The sequence below is a fragment of the Yinghuangia sp. YIM S09857 genome, assembly GCF_051388915.1.
Taxonomy (GTDB): Bacteria; Actinomycetota; Actinomycetes; order Streptomycetales; family Streptomycetaceae; genus Yinghuangia.
The window spans coordinates 208,655-228,217 of sequence record NZ_JBPKBH010000006.1 but is presented as its reverse complement, the minus strand read 5'-3'; the positions used below and the strand labels follow the sequence as shown (position 1 = coordinate 228,217).

General features: G+C 71.9%; 18 protein-coding genes. 11 read left to right on the top strand and 7 right to left on the bottom strand.

Features of this window, described 5'->3' with window-relative positions; all coding sequences use genetic code 11:
- Positions 1-11: 11 nt before the first annotated feature.
- A complete protein-coding gene (locus ACRX5S_RS14915) occupies positions 12-791 on the bottom strand; it encodes a trans-aconitate 2-methyltransferase (protein WP_436773382.1) in 780 nt (259 codons plus the stop codon).
- Between the two features lie 141 nt (positions 792-932).
- Here ACRX5S_RS14915 and ACRX5S_RS14910 point away from each other — a divergent pair, with 141 nt between their 5' ends.
- Positions 933-1,436: a MarR family winged helix-turn-helix transcriptional regulator gene (locus ACRX5S_RS14910; RefSeq protein WP_436773381.1), complete on the top strand. Its 504-nt coding sequence runs from the start codon at positions 933-935 to the stop codon at positions 1,434-1,436.
- Between the two features lie 232 nt (positions 1,437-1,668).
- Positions 1,669-2,526 (top strand): SGNH/GDSL hydrolase family protein, encoded by an 858-nt coding sequence (locus ACRX5S_RS14905; protein ID WP_436773380.1) that lies wholly within the window; start codon positions 1,669-1,671, stop codon positions 2,524-2,526.
- Positions 2,527-2,724: 198 nt separating this feature from the next.
- Here the strand turns inward: ACRX5S_RS14905 and gdhA are convergent, their stop codons facing one another.
- The 3 genes from gdhA to ACRX5S_RS14890 all read right to left on the bottom strand — a co-directional run bounded on the left by gdhA (position 2,725) and on the right by ACRX5S_RS14890 (position 5,898).
- A complete protein-coding gene (gene gdhA, locus ACRX5S_RS14900) occupies positions 2,725-4,062 on the bottom strand; it encodes an NADP-specific glutamate dehydrogenase (protein WP_436773379.1) in 1,338 nt (445 codons plus the stop codon).
- Positions 4,063-4,301: 239 nt separating this feature from the next.
- Complete coding sequence (locus ACRX5S_RS14895) at positions 4,302-5,531, bottom strand: cytochrome P450 family protein (protein ID WP_436773378.1); 1,230 nt, start codon at positions 5,529-5,531, stop codon at positions 4,302-4,304.
- On the bottom strand, positions 5,524-5,898 hold the full coding sequence (locus ACRX5S_RS14890; RefSeq protein WP_436773377.1) for an SCO4848 family membrane protein: 375 nt from the start codon (positions 5,896-5,898) through the stop codon (positions 5,524-5,526). Before ACRX5S_RS14890 ends, ACRX5S_RS14895 begins: the two co-directional genes overlap by 8 nt.
- A gap of 339 nt (positions 5,899-6,237) precedes the next feature.
- On the opposite strand from ACRX5S_RS14890, the gene ACRX5S_RS14885 reads away from it, so the two are divergent.
- Positions 6,238-7,296: a D-alanyl-D-alanine carboxypeptidase family protein gene (locus ACRX5S_RS14885; protein ID WP_436773376.1), complete on the top strand. Its 1,059-nt coding sequence runs from the start codon at positions 6,238-6,240 to the stop codon at positions 7,294-7,296.
- Between the two features lie 309 nt (positions 7,297-7,605).
- Here ACRX5S_RS14885 and ACRX5S_RS14880 read toward each other — a convergent pair whose 3' ends face one another.
- The 3 genes from ACRX5S_RS14880 to trpS all read right to left on the bottom strand — a co-directional run bounded on the left by ACRX5S_RS14880 (position 7,606) and on the right by trpS (position 10,393).
- Positions 7,606-8,727: a YihY/virulence factor BrkB family protein gene (locus tag ACRX5S_RS14880; protein ID WP_436773375.1), complete on the bottom strand. Its 1,122-nt coding sequence runs from the start codon at positions 8,725-8,727 to the stop codon at positions 7,606-7,608.
- 96 nt (positions 8,728-8,823) lie between these two features.
- The gene (locus ACRX5S_RS14875; RefSeq protein WP_436773374.1) at positions 8,824-9,336 is read right to left on the bottom strand and encodes a 2'-5' RNA ligase family protein; all 513 of its coding nucleotides are present in this window, start codon (positions 9,334-9,336) and stop codon (positions 8,824-8,826) included.
- Between the two features lie 31 nt (positions 9,337-9,367).
- Positions 9,368-10,393 carry a tryptophan--tRNA ligase gene (gene trpS, locus ACRX5S_RS14870; RefSeq protein WP_436773373.1) on the bottom strand — a complete coding sequence of 342 codons (1,026 nt, stop codon included), beginning with the start codon at positions 10,391-10,393 and terminating at the stop codon, positions 9,368-9,370.
- Positions 10,394-10,838: 445 nt separating this feature from the next.
- Here trpS and ACRX5S_RS14865 point away from each other — a divergent pair, with 445 nt between their 5' ends.
- From ACRX5S_RS14865 to ACRX5S_RS14830, 8 genes are all read left to right on the top strand, one after another.
- Complete coding sequence (locus ACRX5S_RS14865; RefSeq protein ID WP_436773372.1) at positions 10,839-11,915, top strand: dimethylarginine dimethylaminohydrolase family protein; 1,077 nt, start codon at positions 10,839-10,841, stop codon at positions 11,913-11,915.
- 84 nt (positions 11,916-11,999) lie between these two features.
- On the top strand, positions 12,000-13,211 hold the full coding sequence (rocD, locus tag ACRX5S_RS14860; RefSeq protein WP_436773371.1) for an ornithine--oxo-acid transaminase: 1,212 nt from the start codon (positions 12,000-12,002) through the stop codon (positions 13,209-13,211).
- Positions 13,212-13,533: 322 nt separating this feature from the next.
- Entirely contained in the window at positions 13,534-14,280 is a 747-nt protein-coding gene (locus tag ACRX5S_RS14855; RefSeq protein ID WP_436773370.1) for an SCO2525 family SAM-dependent methyltransferase, read from the top strand.
- Positions 14,281-14,343: 63 nt separating this feature from the next.
- A complete protein-coding gene (locus ACRX5S_RS14850) occupies positions 14,344-15,264 on the top strand; it encodes an SCO2523 family variant P-loop protein (RefSeq protein ID WP_436773369.1) in 921 nt (306 codons plus the stop codon).
- Entirely contained in the window at positions 15,261-16,229 is a 969-nt protein-coding gene (locus ACRX5S_RS14845; RefSeq protein ID WP_436773368.1) for an SCO2522 family protein, read from the top strand. The genes ACRX5S_RS14850 and ACRX5S_RS14845 overlap by 4 nt, the downstream gene beginning before the upstream one ends.
- Positions 16,226-17,239 (top strand): SCO2521 family protein, encoded by a 1,014-nt coding sequence (locus ACRX5S_RS14840; protein WP_436773367.1) that lies wholly within the window; start codon positions 16,226-16,228, stop codon positions 17,237-17,239. Before ACRX5S_RS14845 ends, ACRX5S_RS14840 begins: the two co-directional genes overlap by 4 nt.
- Positions 17,236-18,873: a type IV secretory system conjugative DNA transfer family protein gene (locus ACRX5S_RS14835; protein ID WP_436773366.1), complete on the top strand. Its 1,638-nt coding sequence runs from the start codon at positions 17,236-17,238 to the stop codon at positions 18,871-18,873. The genes ACRX5S_RS14840 and ACRX5S_RS14835 overlap by 4 nt, the downstream gene beginning before the upstream one ends.
- Positions 18,874-18,935: 62 nt before the next feature.
- Positions 18,936-19,430, top strand: coding sequence for an Lrp/AsnC family transcriptional regulator (locus ACRX5S_RS14830; RefSeq protein ID WP_436773365.1), 495 nt, complete (start codon positions 18,936-18,938; stop codon positions 19,428-19,430).
- The last annotated feature ends 133 nt before the right edge of the window (positions 19,431-19,563 follow it).

Genomic DNA, 19,563 nt, shown 5'->3' with positions numbered 1-19,563 from the left:
GATTCCTCTCCTCAGTCCCTGACCGCGACGGCGAAGATGCGGCGGAACGGCAGGACCGTCCCGTACGGCCTCGCCGGGTACGCCTCCGCGAGCAGCGCGCCGTACTCGGCCAGGAACGCCGCCCGCGCGGCCTCGTCGAGCACCGCCAGCACCGGCCTGAGCGCGGTGCCGCGGACCCACGCGAGGACCGGGTCGGGCCCGTGCAGCACGTGTCGGTACGTCGTCTCCCACGCGTCGACCCGGAAGCCCGGCCGCGCGAGGGCGTCCAGGTATTGGTCCGCCGACCCCACCTCGGCGCGCAGCAGCGCGACCCCGTCGAGGCGGTCCTTCCACCGTGCGGACGCGGCCAGTTCGCCGAGCAGCACGTGCGTCGGGTCGGCGAAGTTGCCCGGCACCTGCACCGCGAACGCCCCGCCCGCGGCCAGCGCGTCCGTCCACCGCTGCAGCAGCGCGAGGTGGCCGGGGACCCAGTGCAGCGCCGCGTTGCTGATGATCACGTCGACGGGACCGGCGTCGTCCTCCGGCCCCCACGCGCCCACGTCGGCGAGCCGGAAGTCGAGGCGGCCAGGCCGCGCGTGCGCCTGCGCGGCCTCGATCATCGCCGGCGCGTTGTCGATGCCCGTGACGTACGCCCCGGGCCATCGCGCGGCCAGCTCCGCCGTCGCGTTGCCGGGCCCGCACCCGAGGTCGAAGACCCGGCGCGGCTCCGCGACCGGCACCTGGGCGAGCAGGTCGCGGAACGGGCGGCCGCGTTCGTCGGCGTACCGCAGATACTGGTCGGGGTCCCACACGTCGGCCTCCCGGAGTCTCGACGGCTTGACGCCGGACACGGTGTCTTGACGTCAAGACAACCACTTCAGACTAGCCTCTCGACCAAACTTTGTCTTGACATCAAGAGGCTCGTCATCAAAACACTCGCTAGAATGGCGGGCATGAAGGACGAGGTCGACCGACTGATCGAGGCGTGGCAGCGCGAGCGCCCCGACCTCGATGTCGAGCCGCTTGAGGTGCTCAGCCGCGTCACCCGGCTGGCCCGCCACCTCGACCGCGCGCGGCGGCTCGCCTTCTCCGCCCGCGACCTGGAGCCGTGGGAGTTCGACGTGCTGTCCGCGCTTCGCCGCGCCGGCGCACCGTACCAGCTTTCACCCGGCCAGCTCCTCACCCAGACGCTGGTCACCTCCGGCACGATGACGAACCGCATCGACAGGCTGGCCGCGAAGGGGCTCGTGCTGCGGCAGCCGGACCCGGGCGACCGCCGCGGCGTGCTGGTCCGCCTGACCGAGGACGGACGCGACCGCGTCGACGCGGCGATGGCCGAACTCCTGGAGCACGAACGGGACATCCTCGCCGGATTGGACACCGGACAGCGCGCCGCCCTGGCGGGTCTGCTGCGCTCGGTCGTCGCCCCGTTCGACAACCACGCCGCGTCGCACTGACCCCGCGCCGCGTGGCACCGTCCGGTCCACGCCGCGTCGCCGCAATGTCCGGAGCACGTCGCATCCGTTCCCGCGCGCCGACGACCCGCCAACCGCTCGCCGCCGACCTCCCGCCAACTCCCCGCCCGCCGACCGCCGTTTCGCGCGGCGATCTGGTGCGATCCCGCGTTGCGCGCCCAAGATGGGCGCCACATGACCGCCGCCCGGCGGTCCCAGCGGGAGGGACCACGGCATGCGCACCAGACCGGGCACGCTGCTCGCCGCACTCCTCAGCGCCGTCCTGATCGCCGTCGGGGGCGCCGCGACGGCTTCGGCCGCACCGGCGAAGAGCGGCCCCACGTACTACGTTTCGCTCGGCGACTCGCTCGCCCGGGGCTACATGCCCGGACAGGGCGACACCGATCAGGGCTACACCGACCGGCTGTTCGCCGCGCTCAAGGCGAACGACCCCAAGCTGCAACACGTCAAGCTCGGGTGCAGCGGGGCGACCACCACGTCGCTGCGCTACGGCGGCGACCGCTGTGTGTACCCCGAGGGCAGCCAACTCGCCGCCGCCGAACGCTTCTTGCGCGACCACCGGGGCAAGGTCCGCTACCTGACGATCGACATCGGGGCGAACGACGTGCAGCGCTGCGCCCGCGGCGTCACGGGCATCGACCTGGCCTGCGCCCGCGCCGGAATGGACACGGTCTCGGAGAATCTCCCGGTCATCCTGAAGCGCCTGCGCGGCGCGGGCGGAAAGAACGTCGAGTACGCCGGGATGACTTACTACAATCCGTCGCTCGCCGCCTGGCTCACCGGCGAGCAGGGCAAGCAACTCGCTTATCTGACAAGTCTGCTCCAGGAAGTACTGAACGGAATCATCTCGTTCAAGCTGCGCGAGCGGGACTTCGGGGTCGCGGATGTCGCGGCGGCCTTCTCCAGCCGCGCATATTCGCCGGAGGTGCCGCTTCCCGGAGTGGGGCAGGTCCCGCTGAATGTGGCGCGTATCTGCCAGTGGACATTCATGTGCACGCGCCAGGACATCCACGCGAATCCGGACGGATACCAGGTGCTTGCGGACACTTTCGCGGCAAAGCTCAAGTCCTGAAGCTCGCGCCCGGACCCAAGTCCTGGGCTCCTGGCCCGGAAAAGCGAACAACGGCCAGGGGCCGCGCACTTCCCCGCGGGAGGTACGCGGCCCCTGGCCGTGGCACGTCGGTTCGGACGCCGGTTCGGACACCAGGTCGCACGCCGGTTCGGAAACCAGACTGGACGCCGGGCCGGATACCGGCCCGACGTCGAATGATCAGATCAGCCCCTGCGCGAGCATCGCATCGGCGACGCGCTCGAAGCCCGCGATGTTGGCGCCGAGCACGTAGTCGCCGGGACGCCCGTACTTCTCCGCGGTGGCGAAGCAGGTGTCGTGGATGTCCCGCATGATGGCGCCGAGTTCGGCCTCCACGGCGTCGAACGTCCACGACTCGCGCCCGGCGTTCTGCCGCATCTCCAGAGCGCTGGTGGCGACGCCGCCCGCGTTGGCGGCCTTGCCCGGGCCGAACGAGACGCCGGCCTCCTGGAACAGGTGCACCGCCTCGGGCGTGGTCGGCATGTTCGCGCCCTCGGAGACCGCCTTGACGCCGTTGCGCACGAGCGTGCGCGCGGCCTCGATGCCGAGTTCGTTCTGGGTGGCGGACGGCAGCGCGACGTCGGCGGGCACGTCCCACACGCTGCCTCCGGCTACGTAGCGTGCCGAACCGCCGCGCCGGGCCACGTACCCGCTGATCCGGCCGCGTTCGAACTCCTTGATCTGCTTGAGGAGTTCGAGGTCGATGCCCTTGTCGTCCACGACGTACCCGGCGGAGTCGGAGGCGGTCAGCACGTTGGCGCCGAGGGCCTGCGCCTTCTCGATCGAGTAGAGCGCGACGTTGCCGGAGCCGGACACCACGACCTGCTGGCCCGCGAGCTCCTCGCCGCGGTGGGCCAGCATCGCGGCGGTGAAGAGCACGTTGCCGTAGCCGGTCGCCTCGGGCCGGGCCAGCGAACCGCCCCACGCGGCGCCCTTGCCGGTCAGCACCCCCGCCTCCCAGCGGTTCGTGATGCGCCGGTACTGTCCGAAGAGGTAGCCGATCTCTCGGCCGCCGACGCCGATGTCGCCGGCCGGGACGTCGGTGTGCTCGCCGAGGTGGCGGTACAGCTCGGTCATGAACGACTGGCAGAAGCGCATCACTTCGGCGTCCGAGCGGCCGTGCGGGTCGAAGTCGCTGCCGCCCTTGCCGCCGCCGATGCCGAGGCCGGTCAGGGCGTTCTTGAAGATCTGCTCGAAGCCCAGGAACTTGACGATTCCGAGGTTCACCGAGGGGTGGAAGCGCAGCCCGCCCTTGTACGGACCGAGCGCGCTGTTGAACTCCACCCGGAATCCGCGGTTGACCTGGACGATTCCGCGGTCGTCCTGCCACGGCACCCGGAAGATGACCTGCCTTTCGGGTTCGCAGATGCGCTCGACGACGCGGGCGTCCACGAAGTCCGGCCGTGCGGCGAGGATCGGGTCGAGCGAGTCGAGGACCTCGCGTACCGCCTGGTGGAATTCCGGCTCTCCGGGGTTCCGGCGCAGGATCTCCTCATAGAGTCCGTCGGAAACGGCCACGGATCAATTCCCCTTCCTGGACGACGCGAAAACCGTATCGCGGCAACTCTTGCCGGAAATCACCCGGCCCGGGCATTTATTCCCGCGGACCGTTGTGCGGCCGCGGTCACGGGTGTAAACAAGTCGATGTGCACACAGGACGGGACGGCGGGGAAGACGTCTCGTCGGGCGGGGCGGTTCGGGCCCGCCGGATCTCGGGGATCCGGCGGCCCGCACCGGCGGACGGAGTGCCGGAGCGCTCATGCGTCCGCCCCCGGGGTCGGCGTGAAGCGGACCGGCAGGCGTTGCAGGCCACGCATGATGAGCCCCCCGCGCCACCGCAATTCCCCGGCCGGTTCCGCAAGTCCGAGGTCCGGAAGGCGCCGCAGCAGGGTGGTCACCGCGATCTGCCCCTCCAGCCGGGCGAGCGGTGCCCCGATGCAGTAGTGGACGCCGTGGCCGAACGCCAGGTGCGGGTTGTCGCTCCGGGCCAGGTCCAGGGTGTCCGGGTCGGCGAAACGGCGCGGATCGCGGTCGGCGGACGCGAGGACCACCAGAACGGGTTCGCCCGCGGGGATGACGGCGCCGCCGATCGGCGTATCGCAGGTCGTGAAGCGCCACGTCGCCAGCTCCACCGGGCCGTCGTAGCGCAGAAGTTCCTCGATCGCGGCGGCCACCCGCAGGTCCGGTTCGCGTTGCAGTACGGCCCGGGCGTCCGGGTGGGTGAGCAACGTGAGCAGCCCGTTGCCGATCAGGTTGACGGTGGTCTCGAAGCCCGCGAAGAGCAGGATGAAGGCCATCGCGGCGGCCTCGTCCTCGGTGAGGTGCTCGCCGTGGTCGCTCGCCCGGATGAGCCCGGAGATCAGGTCGTCGCCGAGGTCGCCGCGCTTGCGGTGGATGAGGTCCTTCAGGTAGCCCTGCATGTGACGTACCGCACGTGCCACTCCCCCGCGCGGGCCCGCCCCGTGGCGGATCATCATGCCCGCCCAGGTGCGGAAGTCCTCCTGGTCCTCAGCGGGCACGCCGAGCAGGTCGCAGACCGCGTAGATGGGCAGTGGGAACGCGAAGTCGTGGATGAGGTCCGCCTCGCCGGCGGCGGCGAAGCCGTCGATCAGACGGTCCGTCAGTTCCTGGACGCGCGGCCGGAACTCCTCCGCGCGGCGCGGCGTGAACGCCTTGGACACCAGGCGCCGCAGGCGCGTGTGGTCCGGCGGGTCGAGGTTGAGCAGGTGCGCGCCGATGCCGGAGCGCTGTTCGCCGGGCACCCCGACCTTGCCTTGCTTCCAGGCCTGTTCGGAGTGCCGGGGGTTCTTGCTGAGCCGCTGGTCGGCGAGTGCCTGGCGGGCGTCGGCGTACCGCGTCACCAGCCAGGCCTCCACGCCGCTGGGCAGAGTGGTGCGGTGGACGGGGGCGTGCTCGCGCAGGTATGCGTACGCCGGATACGGATCGGCGATGAACTCGCGCGTGAACAGCCCCGGGACGTCAGACACGCGTCTCGGCGGGCGTCGGGGGCTCGCCGCGGACCGCGTCGCGCACTGCGTCTGACCCGCTGTCAGCCCCCGCACCGCGTACGGCTCGCGAGGGCGCCGCGGACGATGTGCCGCCCGGCGCCTGGGCCGATCCCTCCGCGGCACCGCGGCGCGTCGCCCGCAGGCCCTTGACCCCCAGCCATCCGATGGCGTTCCCGGCCGCGAACGACACCGCGGTCAGTGCGAGATGAACCAGGAAGAAGGCGGTCGGGCCGTCGTTCCAGGACTTCTCGTCCTTCCAGATGTTCTTGAGGAAGTTCGGCCACAGGATCCATGTCCAGACGCCGAACACCACAAGGAGGGCGGAGGTCTTGCGGCCGATCCGCATGGCGGTGCACCTGTTCCTTCGGAGACTTTCACGGGCGCGCGCTACGCCATATGGTCACAGTCGCGTCCGTGTCCAGTATGCGTCGTGTTCCCACGTCAACCGCAGGCGGGTGGCGCAGTTACGCTCATCTTCATGTCATACAGGTCTGGACCGGCGACGCGTTTCGCCGCCGTCGGTGCGGTACTGATCGCGGGAGTTCTCGGGGGAGCCCCAGGCATTGCGGGGGCGGCTCCACAAGTACCGCAGGCCAGTCCGCCGCCGTCGCCCACCACCACGCCCGAACCTCCGCCCCCGCACGATATGTCCGACTTGGGCGGGTCTCGGCTTGCGGCTCCCGGCGTGCAGGCGGACCTCCAGCCCGGTGCCCCCGCGCTGCCCGACGTCCAGGCGTACTCGTGGCTCGTCGCGGACCTGTCGACCGGTCAGATCCTGGCGGCGAAGAACCCGCACTGGAAGCTCGCCCCGGCCAGCACGCTCAAGATGCTGTTCGCGGACACCGTGCTGCCCAAGCTCGACCGCAACCAGACCCACATGGTGACGAACGCCGAACTGCTCGGCGTCGGCGAGGGCAGCAGCAAGGTCGGGATCAAGGAGAACCTGACCTACCGCGTCGAGGACCTGTGGAACGGCGTCTTCCTCCAGTCCGGCAACGACGCCGTGCACGTGCTGTGCGCCATGAACGGCGGCGTCGAGGCCACGGTCGCGCAGATGAACGAGCGGGCGAAGGCGCTCCAGGCGCACGACACGCACGTGGTGTCGCCGGACGGCTACGACGCGCCCGGCCAGGTGTCGTCGGCGTACGACCTCGCGCTGTTCGCCCGCGAGGGGATGAAGAACGCCGACTTCCGGAGGTACGCGTCCACCGTCGACGCGAAGTTCCCGGGGAAGGACAACCAGACCTTCGGCATCGCCAACACCAACACGATGCTGCGGTCGTACCCCGGAATGATAGGGGTCAAGAACGGCTACACGACGAACGCCAAGAACACCTTCGTCGGAGCCGCCACACGCGACGGCCGCACGCTGCTGGTGAGCATCATGCACGCCGAGACCAAGACGAAGACGTACGACTTCACCAAGCAGCTCCTCGACTGGGGCTTCGCCTCGGCGGCCTCGGCGAAGCCGGTCGGCGAGCTCGTCGGCGCGGAGGGCGGTGCCACCGGCACGCCGGGCGCCGCCTCGACCGGCGGCCAGAAGCCCGGACAGGCCGCCGCGGTCCCGGGTGTCGACACCGCCGCGGGGGCGTCGGACGACGACGGGGGCGGGGCCTCGTGGGGGCTGTGGGCGGGCGTCGGCATCCCTGCCGTGCTCCTGGTCGGCGGCGTCACGCTGTTCGTGATCCGACGCCGCGGACTGCTGAAGCCGACGGTCTACTTCGAGGACGACATACTCCCATGACGCCGGGCGCCGGGGCTCGCGGCTGACATGCCGTCAGAAGCCCCGGCGCAGAGCCGGTCAGGTGCCTGATGTGCCGTCAGAAGCCCCGGCGCAGGGGCCGGTCAGGTACCTGATGTGCCGTCAGAGGCTCCGTTGCGGGCCGGATGGCCCGTGTGCCCGACCTGAGCCGTCAGNAGCCCCCCCCCCCCCAGAGCCGGTCAGGTGCCTGATGTGCCGTCAGAAGCCCCGGCGCAGGGGCCGGTCAGGTACCTGATGTGCCGTCAGAGGCTCCGTTGCGGGCCGGATGGCCCGTGTGCCCGACCTGAGCCGTCAGGTGCCGCCGCGCGGGCGGCGGGTGATGCGCTCCAGCGCCACGCCCGCCCCCGCGGTGCCGAGCATGCCGAGCGCGTACGTGCGGAGCGTGTGCGGCGGCTTGTCGGACCTGGCCCGGGCCCGGTCCGGGTCCTCGGTCGCCGACCACTCGACCGCGCCGCGACCGGACGCGGAGGCACCGCCGCCGTTGCCGTCGTCCCCGTCGTCACCCTTGCCATCGGTCTTGTGCGCGGCCTTGTCCTCGGCCTTGTGCGCCTTCTCGTCCACGTACTCCTCGGCGCGCTTGTCCGTCGCCGTCCACGCCGCGCAGAACAACAGAAGCCGCGTGACGAAGTAGATCCACAGCAGCAGCGCGACCGGCACACCGAAGGCGCCGTACATGCTCTTGCTCGCGACGCCGGAGATGTACGCGGAGACGAGGACCTTCAACACCTCGAACCCGACCGCCCCGATCAGCGCGCCGACGAACGCGGTCCGCCGCGGCATGGTCAGCCGGGGCATCCCCACCAGCAGGTAGACGAACAGCACCACGCCCGCGAACACCGCGACCGCGTACGCCGCCACCTGCAACAGCACCCGCCCGACCGGCTGGTCCTCCAGCCCGATCGAGTCCGAGATCCGGCCGATGACGCTGGTGGCGAAGGCCGACGCGCCCACCGACAGCGCCATCGCGAGCCCGAGTCCGATCAGCACCCCGATGTCCTTGAGCTTGCCGAGGACGGTCGCCTTCACGCCCTCCGGCTTCTCCTCGTCCGCGAACCACATCTTGCGGATCGACGGGCGCAGCGCCTCGACCCACCCCAGCCCGGAGATGAGCAGCAGCACACCGCCGATGACGCCGACGGCGCCGGCGTTGTCCACCAGCGTCGACAGGTTGATGCGGTCGGCGATGCCGGGGATCTGGTCGGAGATCTTGTCCTGGAGCTCCTGCACCCGGCCGGGACTCAGCGCGGCGGCCACCACCGCCGCGGCGAGCGCCAGCAGGGGGAACAGCGACAGGAAGCCGTAGAAGGTCACCGCCGCGGCGGCGAAGTTCCCGTCGCGGTCGGTGTACCTCTCGTACGCGCGCATGGTGCGGCCCACGACCGGCATCGTCTGGAGCTTGTCCTTGATCGCCACGCATGCACGTCTGCCCGGATTCGCCCCGGTCCACACACCATGCGCACCGGGGACCCGCCGGGCGTCCCGCGCACGCACCCCGCGGTGCGGGGCCGTTCAGCCGCCGAAGGGGAACGCGCTGCGCGGGCGCCACACCGCGTCGTCGCCGTGCTCGTACAGGCTGAAGCCGGTGACCTCGAAGGAGGCCTCGTAGCCCGACAGTTTGTCGAACGCGCGGTCGAGCACGTGGTCGGGCAGGTGGTGCGCGACGGTGACGTGCGGATGGTACGGGAAGTGCAGCTCACGCGTGAGCGGCCCGGAGCGCACCGCCTCCTCCAGCCGCTCGCAGTCCGGGATGCCCAGCGCGACCTGGATGAAGACCACCGGCGAGGTGGGCCGGAAGGTCCCGGTGCCGCGCAGGATCATCGGGAACGGGCGCTCGGCCGCCGCCACCGCGCGCAGGTGGTCGGCCACGTCGTCGAGCGCCGCGTCCTCGACCTCGGTGGGCGGCAGCAGCGTCACATGGGTCGGGATGGCCCGGGCCAAGGGGTCGCCGAAGCCCGCCCGCAGGTCCTGGAGCTGTCCACCCCAGGGCTCGGGGATCGCGATGGAGACGCCGATGGTGCGCATGGTCCGCTCCGGTCCGGTCCCGCCGCGCGCCTCAGGCTCCGGCCGGCGGCAGGAAGCCGATGCGGTCGTAGGCGGCGGCGAGCGTGACGGACGCGACCTCGCGCGCCTTGGCCGCGCCCTTCGCGAGCGTACGGTCCAGCTCGGCCGGGTCGTCGTGGTACAGGTGGAAGCGCTCCTGGAAGGGCGTGATGAAGTCGACCAGCACCTCGGCCACCTCCTTCTTGAAGTCGCCGTACATCCGGCCCGCGAAGCGCTCCTCCAGCTCCGGGATCGGGGTGCCGGAGATGGCCGAGTGGATGGTCAGCAGGTTGCTGACGCCCGGCTTCTCCTTCTCGTCGTAGCGCACCTCGGTGCCGGTGTCGGTGACCGCGCTGCGGATCTTCTTGGCGGTCTGGTTCGGCGGGTCGAGCAGGTTGACGATGCCCTTGGGGGACGACGCCGACTTGCTCATCTTGATCGCCGGGTCCTGGAGGTCGACGATCTTGGCGGTCTCCCGGACGATGTACGCCTCTGGCACGGTGAAAGTCGCGCCGTAGCGCGAGTTGAAGCGCTGCGCGAGGTCGCGCGTCAGCTCCAGGTGCTGGCGCTGGTCCTCGCCGACCGGCACCGCGTTGGCCTGGTAGAGCAGGATGTCGGCGACCTGGAGGATCGGGTACGTGAACAGGCCGACGGTGGTCGTGTCGGTGCCCTGCTTGGCCGACTTGTCCTTGAACTGCGTCATGCGGGACGCCTCGCCGAACCCGGTCAGGCAGTTCATCACCCAGCCGAGCTGGGCGTGCTCGGGCACGTGACTCTGCACGAACAGCGCGCACCGGTCGGGGTCGAGCCCGGCGGCCAGCAGTTGGGCCGCCGACACGCGGGTGTTCGCGCGCAGCTCCGCGGGGTCCTGCGGCACCGTGATGGCGTGCAGGTCGACCACCATGTAGAAGGCGTCGTTCGCCTCTTGGAGCGCGACGTACTGCCGCACGGCGCCGAGGTAGTTGCCCAGGTGGAACGAGCCGGCGGTGGGCTGGATGCCGGACAGCACGCGGGGGCGCGTCGAGACCGTCGAGACCATGCCGCCATTCTCGCAGGCTCCGGCCGCTCCTCTGTGCCGGGTACACACAGATCGCCGCACGGGCCACGCGCGCGGCGTCGTCGGGGGCACACGCTCATCCGCCGTGCCGGGTGTGCGCACAGCGCCGCTCGGGGCACGCGCGCGGTGCGGTACCGGGCACGCGCGCACCCGTGTGTCCGGTACGCGCACTCCGCCCCGCAACGATGCGCCGTTGTGCGCGCCGGAGCCGCAACGAACCAGCACAGGCGCGCAACGATCGCCCATTTACCCCGGCACGCGGACGCGCCTAGGCTTTCCACGGCCGACACCGAGGGTCGCGGGCCGGGCATCCAGGGTGACGATCCGGTCGGCCGTTTCGGCGAAGACGCCGGGCCCCGGCGACCCCGGGCGTCCCGGCACCACGTGCTGCCGTCCGCACTGCCGTCGGCCAAAAAGGGGGAGACGCGTGCGCCCGACCATTCCCGCGCCCGGGGCGGGGTCCGGCCTGCTGTGGCTGCCCGCCGCGGCGCGGACGTCCCGGACCCAGGCCCGGCTGCCGCGGCCGCGGCGGCGCCGCGAGGCGACCGGGCGCCGCGGTTCGGCGCGGCACTACGTGATGTGCCCGCCGACGCACCTGGAGGCCGGGGGCGCGCCCGTCGCGGCTCCCGCGGCCGGGCCCGCGCCCGGCGCACACCACGGCGCACAATCCAACGCACAACCCAACGCACAACCCAGCGCGCGGCTCACCGCACAGACGGCGGACGTACGCGCGGAGGCGCCCGCGACCGGGCGGGACGGCCCCTCGGCGCCGTCCGCCCTACCGGCCCCGGGCGCGCCCAGCGCGATGGAGCAGTGGGAGCTGCTCCGCGAGACGCTGCTGAAGCTGGGCCACCGGGTCAGCCTGATCCCGGCGCGCAGCGGGCTGCCCGGCATGGTCTTCGCGGCGCACGCCGCGACCGTCGTGGACGGCCGCGTGCTCGGCGCACGGTTCCGCAGTTCGGCGCGGCAGCCGGAGGCCCCGGCGTACCTGCGCTGGTTCGCGGACCGCGGCTACGGCACGCGCCTGGAGCCGGTGTTCGCGCACGAGGGCGAGGTCGACCTCGTGCCGGCCGGGCGCCGCCTGCTGGCCGCGTCCGGGCCGCACACCGAGTCGCGGGCGCACCTGGAGGCAGGCGCGTTCCTGAACCTCCCGGTGGTGCCCCTGGAGCTGACGAACCCGCGCTTCACGCGCCTGGGTAGCGCGATAGCAGTGCTGACCGACCGGACCATCGCGTACCACCCGGCGGCGTTCTCGGTGGCCGCGCGCGAGCGCCTGGCCCGGCTGTTCCCCGAGCGCATCCCGGTGGGCGAGGCGGACGCGCTGGCCGGCGGGCTGGACGCGCTGTGCGACGGCCGCACGGTGGTGCTGACCGACCGGGCGCCGGGCCTCGCGCTGCAACTGGCCCGGCACGGATTCCGCAGCATCCCGCTGGACATGTCGCGATTCGCCGGTTTCGGCGTCGGGGTCCGCAGTTGCGTGCTCGAACTGCGCGACAATCGGTGAACTGGGCCGAGTGCCCACCAAAGTCCTGATTACGTGGATTATTCGGTTTATCAGGGATTTGCCGAGGCCGGGCGGAAGGACGTCATGATCAAGCACGACGAGGAACTGATCGCGCTCGCCGACACGTACAGCGCGCACAACTACCACCCGCTCCCCGTGGTCGTGGCGCACGCCGAGGGCGCGTGGATGACCGATGTCGAGGGCCGCCGCTACCTCGACATGCTGGCCGGGTATTCCGCCCTGAACTTCGGGCACCGCAACCCGCGGCTGATCGAGGCCGCCAAGCGGCAGCTCGACCGCGTGACGCTGACCAGCCGCGCCTTCCACAACGACAGGTTCGCCCCCTTCTGCCGCCAACTCGCCGAGCTGTGCGGCATGGACATGGTGCTCACCATGAACACCGGCGCCGAGGCCGTCGAGACCGCGGTCAAGACCGCCCGCAAGTGGGGGTACGAGGTCAAGGGCGTCCCGGACGGCCGGGCCAAGATCGTGGTGGCGACCGACAACTTCCACGGCCGCACCACGACGATCATCAGCTTCTCCACGGACGAGGACGCCCGACGCAACTTCGGGCCCTACACGCCCGGGTTCGAGGTCTTGCCGTACGGCGACACCGAGACGCTGCGCAACGTCGTGGCGGCCGACCCGGAGATCGTCGCGGTGCTGCTGGAGCCGATCCAGGGCGAGGCGGGCGTGCTGGTGCCGCCGCCCGGCCACCTGGCCGCGGTGCGGCGGATCTGCACCGAGCACAACGTGCTGTTCATCGCGGACGAGATCCAGTCCGGACTGGGCCGCACCGGGCGCACGTTCGCGTGCGAGCACGAGGGCGTCGTCCCCGACATGTACGTCCTGGGCAAGGCGCTGGGCGGCGGCGTGCTGCCGGTGTCGGCGGTGGTGTCCTCGCGCGAGGTGCTGGGCGTCTACAAGCCGGGCGAGCACGGCTCGACCTTCGGCGGGAACCCGCTCGCCTGCGCGGTCGGGCTGGAGGTGCTGGAGATGCTGCGGACCGGCGAATTCCAGCAGCGCTCCGCCGAGTTGGGCGAGCACCTGCACCACGAGCTGAACGCGCTCGTCGGCGGCCCGGTCACCGCTGTCCGCGGCCGCGGTCTGTGGGCCGGGGTGGACATCGACCCGGCGCGCGGGACGGGCCGCGACGTGTCACGCGAGCTGATGGCGCGCGGCGTCCTGGTGAAGGACACGCACGGCTCGACGATCCGCATCGCGCCGCCGCTGGTCATCGCCAAGGACGATCTCGACTGGGGGCTGGAGCAGTTGCGCGCGGTGCTCGGCGGCTGAGCGCCCGGCGTAAGGCGGCGGACGCGCCCGGCGCAGGACGGTGGACGCGCCCGGCGTAAGGCGGTGGACGCGCCCGGCGTAAGGCGGTGGATGCCTCCGGCGTACGACGGACGCGGCGTCGACAACCGCGGTGCGGGGCGGGCCGGTCACGGGCCCGCCCCGGAGCGCTGTGCGGACAGTACGGTCCGCGGACGCACTCCGGATAGCTCCCCCTCGGCACCCGCAATACCGTGGCGCCCGGATCCGCGAGCTCGCGAAGCGTGCACACCCGTTCGAGCCGCAAAAACGTCCGGCGATTCAGCGCTACGGGAGTATGCCGATCATGGCCAGAAATTCGGAAGTCGATTGGTCGGGCTTCGACCCGGGCTCGTACGCCGAGACGAATTACGCGCGATTACGCAGCGACGACCACCGCCTGTTGACCGCACTGCGTGATTTCCTGTGCGAGATGGACCTACCCGCTGATTCCCGGGCCATAGACATGGGTTCGGGCAGCAATCTGTATCCGGCGCTGGCGCTGCTTCCGCACTGCGCGTCGATCACGCTGTGGGAGTACGCGCCGTCCAACGTGGACTGGCTGCGTACCCAGACCGCCTCGTATTCGCCCACCTGGGACCCCTATTGGGACGTCCTCGCCGAGCACCCGACATACCGCGCGCTCCCGCAGCCCCGGGCCGCGCTCGCGGCACGCTCGCAGGTCGTGCGGGGCAGCGTCTTCCACACCCCGCCCGCCGCGTGGTCGGTGGGCACCATGTTCTTCGTCGCCGAGTCGATCTCGACCGCGCCCGAGGAGTTCGACCGGGCGGTGCACCGCTTTCTGGCGGCACTGCACCCCGGATCGCCGTTCTTCGCCGCGTTCATGGAGCATTCGACCGGATATTCGGTGGCGGGACGCGACTTTCCCGCCGTGGCCGTCGGCGTCGGAGAGATCCGCGAAAGCCTGCGCGCCCGCACGGAATCCGCGGTCGTGGAACGGCTGGACATCGAAGGGGCCCCGCTGCGCGCCGGATACCAGGGCATGGTCCTGGCCCGCGGGCGCACCCGCGCGGCGGGCCCGACGATCACGTAAGGACTGGCCGACCTGTATGAAGCCCAATGAGCTTTCCCCGGCCGACCGTGCGGGGAAGCGGCTGTGCTGATCGTCGCGACTTCCGACAAGGGGGGCGCGGGACGTTCCGTTTCCATCGCCAACATCGCCTACCGGCGCGCGCTCCAGGGCGACGACGTGTGCTACGCCGACTTCGACTTCGGCTCCGCCACCGGCGCGCACCTGTTCGAGGTGGTGCGCGCCCAGGAGGACATACCCGGCAGCGGGCTGCACTCGTACCTGCAAGGCCGCGTCTCGGAGCCCAAGCGCATCCCGGTCTGGACGCACTCCAAACGCCAGGGCCTGCGCCGGAGGCTGGGCGGCGCGGGCCGCCTGACCTTCTTCCCCGGCGACGAGGGCGGCGGCGAACTCGCCGTGCACCGCGACATGGTGCACCGCTGCGCGGAGCTGGTGCTCCAGCTCGACGAGGAGTTCGACGTCTGCTTCCTGGACGTCAGCTCGGGCCGCTCGTACGCGCTGGACCTGCTGCTGGAGGTCACCGCGCTCCCGGCGCTGCGCTCCCTGGCCACGCGCTGGCTGGTGTTCCACCGCTGGACGCACCAGCACATCGCGGCGGCGGCCGGCCTCGTTTACGGCCCACGCGGCCTGCTCGCGGCCGGTGCGGCCCGCGGGCACGACCCGGAGGTGCTGCGTGCGGCCACCCGCTTCGTGCGGGCCGCGGTCGTCGACCCGGTGGCACCGCAGCTCGTCAACCACCGTCCCGGCCAGGCCGCCTGGGCCCGCGCATGCGACCAGGAACTACGGGAACTGGCATCCGAGTTGCGCGCGGCGGGCCCGGGGACCGTGCTGGGCAGCACCCCGTTGGAGCCGCTGCTGCAATGGCGCGAACAGCTCGTGACCGACGACGACGTGCACGTCCTCCAGGTCGCGAACCGCGAGACCGTGGAGGCGTTCGCCGCCCTCGCCCACCGCCTGACCGACGACGACGCCTGGGAGGGGACTTGACGGCGCACACGGCGTTCGAGGAGAACCACACGCTGCCGCGCACCATCTCGGTGCCACTGTCACACGTCTCGATCGAACTGGGACACCTGTACATGGCCGACTTCGAGCGCGGGCCGGCCCACGTTCGACACCAGATGGAGCTGGCCGCGCCTTGGGTCGACGCCACGCGCGACGCGTGCGCGCGCGAACTGGCGGGCTCCGGACGGCGGCCGCGCATCAGCACGTGCTTCCTCATCGACGACTACTTCACGCGTTTCTCCACGCCCGCGGAGGTGATTCCGCCGCTGCTCGCGGCAATTCGCGACACCGGCCTGGAACTCGACTACCTGGCTCGGGAGTCCGCGTGTGCGGACAGCGACGGAGTGCCTGTGGCAAGGCTGTTGGAGAGCTCTCTGGTCCCGCTGCCCCTGCCCGGCGGCCTCGGCACGCGCCCCGCCACGGGCGACTCCGGCTGGCTGAGCAACGGCGCGCGCTCCTCCGGGCTTTCGTCCGGCGAGGCGATGAGCGACAGCCTCCCGTGGACGGCTCCGGTCGAGTTGGGTGCCGGACGGCACTCGATCTTCGTGGACGTGCAGTTGTGGGACGAGTCGAACGAGGGCCGCCGCACCTGGTCCTGCCCGTTCCTCGCGGCCGTGTGGCAGTGCATGCGGCTCGGGCTGGTGAGGAACGGCGGCGAGCCGGTGGTCCACCCCCAGCCGCCCCCGCACGTGTGGCCGACGGACTGGGACCTGCTCCCCCCGGTGGTACAACTGCGCGACAAGGCCCAGCCGTTCAGCGCGTACCGCTCGCTCTCCGTGCTCAGCACCCGGTTCATCCCGGTAGAGCACGCGGTGCGCGTCGTCCTCGGGCAGGCGGCTCCCGGCGAGGCGGTGCTGCGCCAGCTCTCGGACCGCGCGGCCGCGGAGGGGTTCCCGGTGGCCCCGGAAGTCCTCGACCGTGTCGCCTACGTCTTCCACCACGCATGACCTCGACAGGAGGGCTTCCCGCCGGGGCCGTCGCGAACGCGCGCGCCGTGGCCGGCGAGGTCTGGACGACCCTGCTCCAGCACTCCGACCGGCTCCCGGAGCCGGCGATCGACGAGGTCCTGGGGCCGTGCGGCACCCCGGCGTCCGAACGCCCGCTGCCCAGCGCGTTCTCCGCCGACACCCTCACCGGTGTGGACTGTCGGCTGCCCGCCCCCGCGGGCCCGTCGCCACGCGTCATCGGCACCGCGTCCAGCCGGACCAGGATCATCGGCGGCAAGGTGGTGCAGGGCTCCTCCCAGGTCGTCCTGACCGGCACCGCGGCGAACCGGCGCAGGGCATGGTCGCAGTACCTCGCCCGACCGGGCGTCGTCGAGGTGCTGGGCGAACCCGACATCGAAGCGCTTGGACGCGGGCTCGCCGCCGACCGGACGCAGGCCGATCCGCTGGCGCTGGGCGCCTCGGCCAAGCGCGGCATCGCGGGCGTCCAGCGCTCGCCCGTGCTCGACCGCAGGCCGCCGTTCCGCGCGGCGCGCACTCGACTGCGGTGGGCGGCGGTGGCGCCGTCCGGCGAAGGGCCGGAGTGCCACGCGGTGTTCACACTGACCGGAGAGACCAGCCGCGCCCTCCGCGTCGTCGCCACAGCCCCCAATCTGTCGGCGGTCCAGCGGTTCTGTGAGGACCTCGCGCACCACGACTGGCTGCTGACGACCCTGAACCGCGCGCTGGTCCGCGGCGACGACAAGGACGACTCCTTCGAGCGCCAGCGGACCGCGCTGGAGCACCTTGCGGGCCTGTGGATGCCCGGCGCCCACACCCCCGCCCCGCTGGCCCCGCTGTGGAGCGGGTTCGAGCGTGAACCGGGGTTCACGCGCCACTGGGAGTCGTTGACCGGGCTGATCCGCGACCGCGTAGCCCTGCACACGCTCACCCTGCTGGAGCGGATCTCCGCGGAGACCGGCCGCGGCGGCGCGGGGGCGGGAACGGGAACCGGCGCGGGGAGGCCGTCGTGACGGCGACGAACCGCAGGCGTGGGCCGCGGGATCCGAACCTCCTGATGGCCCTGTCGGTCGCCGGGCTTCTCGGGATCTTCGCGGCCGTCACCCGATTCGGACCGGTGGTCCTCCTGGCCGTCCCGGCGGGTGCGCTGCTGCTGTGGGGGACGTCCGAACTCCTGCGCGCGCGGCGCGGGGTGCACGCCAGGTTCGACCGCGCCGCCCGGCACCTCGCCCGGCCCCGGCACCTCCGGCACGTCACCTCGCGGGGGGCCGCGGAAGCCGCCGCCCGGCTCGGCGCGCGGACCCGCGTCCCCGGCGTATACGTCGGCCGCAGCGTGCGCGGCGACCAGGACCTGTGGGGTACCTGGGAGGACATGCACCTCGACATCTGGGGGCCGCGCACCGGCAAGACCACCACCCGGGCCATCCCCAGCGTGGTGGCCGCCCCCGGGTGCGCGATCGTGGCGTCCAACAAGCGCGACATCGTCGACGCGACCCGGGGCGTCCGCGAACGCCGCGGCCGTATCTGGGTGTTCGACCCACAGAACCAGGCCGGCGAACAGGCCGGGTGGTGGTGGAACCCACTGAGTTTCATCGGCGGCAACGTACGGTCCGCACTGACTTTGGCCAGCTTCATGGCGGGCATCAACCAGCAGAGCCACCAGCGCAGCGATGACTTCTTCGAACCGGCCGGGATGGACCTGTTCGGCTACCTGCTGCTCGCCGCGGACCTGGACGACCGACCGATCACCGACGTGTACGTATGGCTGACCCGCCCGTCCGACACGACTCCGGCCACGATCCTGCGGCGCGGCGGGCAGCGGTACGCCGCAGCCACCGTGCAGATGGTCATCTCGTCCCCGGCCAAGCAGCGGGCGGGAGTGTATGGCGCGGCGCTCCAGATGGCGTCGTTCCTCATCGCCCCAGGCATCACCGAATGGATCACGCCGCCCGAAGAGGGCGACCCGCGTCCGGAGTTCCGGCACGACGACTTCGTGCAGAGCGACTGCGAAACGCTCTACATGCTCTCCGAGGAGACCAACAAGATGGCCGCGCCGGTCGTGATCGCGCTGACCACCGCGGTCGCTTACGCAGCCGAGGGCCGCTCGGGCGACTACCCCGGCGGGCGGCTCCCGATCCCGGCCCTCTTCGTGCTGGACGAGGCCGCGAACATCTGCCCCCTCGAAGAACTCACCTTCTTCTACGCGCACTACGGCGCGCGCGGCATCGTGATGATGACCTTCCTCCAGTCCTGGGCCCAGGGCGTCGCGGTGTGGGGCGAGACGGGCATGGCCCAGTTGTGGGGGTCGGCGAACGTGCGCGTGTACGGGGGCGGCGTCTCCGACACGCGGTTCCTGCGCGACCTGTCGGAGTCCACCGGGCGCTTCGAGCCCCGCACCCACGAGGTGGGCCGCAGTCCGTGGTGGACGACGAACCCGTCCCTCAGCTTCGCGTCGCGCTCCGAATACGTGCTGGACGAGGCGGACCTCGCGGCGCTGCCGCGCGGCCGCGCCTTCGTGCAGTTCAGCGGGGCGCCCCCGACCCTGGTCAAGCCGGTCCCGTGGTGGCGCGGGCCGTACGCCGACGAGATCCGCGCGTCCCTGGAGCGCTACGGGCCCAAGCCCGCGGGCGCGGACGACTCCGGGTGAGCCGCGCGGCCGAGGCGGGTCCCGGCGGGCCCCGGCCGCGCGGTCGCACATGCGGGTGGGAAATGGCCGAAACCCCCACCGGCGCCCGCCGCAGCCCCCACCATGGGTCCGTGCCCCTGGACGACCTGGACGAGAAGATCGTCGCGCACCTGATCCGGGACGCCCGCGCCAGCTACGCCGAGATCGGCACCGACGTGGGCCTGTCGGCCCCTGCCGTGAAGCGGCGCGTGGACCGGCTCCGCGGCACCGGGGTCATCAAGGGGTTCACCGCGCAGGTCGACCCGAGCGCGCTCGGCTGGACGACGGAGGCGCTGGTCGAGATCTTCTGCGAGCCGCGCACGTCGCCCGCGGCCCTGCTCACCTGCCTCCAACGCCACCCCGAGGTGGTACGGGCGGACACCGTGACGGGCAAGGCCGACGCCGTGGTCCGCCTGCTGACCGCGGACGTACGCCACCTCGAAGCGGTCCTGGAGCGCATCCGCCAGGAGCCGGTGGTGATGGCCACGCGCAGCACCGTCGTCCTCAACCGGCTGCTGGAGCGCCCGGGGAACGGCTGAGCCCCAGAGCGGCCGAACCCGAAGTCACCTGCTCCGGAAGGCGGCGCGGAAACGGGCGAGGGGTGCCCGCACGCCGCGTGTGTGCGGCAGGCGGGCACCCCTGGCGACCGGGTCGTGCGGGCCCCCGGTGGTG

What these genes read in the sequence shown, in the direction of transcription:
- ACRX5S_RS14910 (WP_436773381.1), top strand. Translation starts at nt 933, where the DNA reads ATGAAGGACGAGGTCGACCGACTGATCGAGGCGTGGCAGCGCGAGCGC.
- ACRX5S_RS14905 (WP_436773380.1), top strand. Translation starts at nt 1,669, where the DNA reads ATGCGCACCAGACCGGGCACGCTGCTCGCCGCACTCCTCAGCGCCGTC.
- ACRX5S_RS14890 (WP_436773377.1), bottom strand. Translation starts at nt 5,898, where the DNA reads ATGCGGATCGGCCGCAAGACCTCCGCCCTCCTTGTGGTGTTCGGCGTC.
- ACRX5S_RS14875 (WP_436773374.1), bottom strand. Translation starts at nt 9,336, where the DNA reads ATGCGCACCATCGGCGTCTCCATCGCGATCCCCGAGCCCTGGGGTGGA.
- trpS (WP_436773373.1), bottom strand. Translation starts at nt 10,393, where the DNA reads ATGGTCTCGACGGTCTCGACGCGCCCCCGCGTGCTGTCCGGCATCCAG.
- rocD (WP_436773371.1), top strand. Translation starts at nt 12,000, where the DNA reads ATGATCAAGCACGACGAGGAACTGATCGCGCTCGCCGACACGTACAGC.
- ACRX5S_RS14855 (WP_436773370.1), top strand. Translation starts at nt 13,534, where the DNA reads ATGGCCAGAAATTCGGAAGTCGATTGGTCGGGCTTCGACCCGGGCTCG.
- ACRX5S_RS14840 (WP_436773367.1), top strand. Translation starts at nt 16,226, where the DNA reads ATGACCTCGACAGGAGGGCTTCCCGCCGGGGCCGTCGCGAACGCGCGC.
- ACRX5S_RS14830 (WP_436773365.1), top strand. Translation starts at nt 18,936, where the DNA reads ATGGCCGAAACCCCCACCGGCGCCCGCCGCAGCCCCCACCATGGGTCC.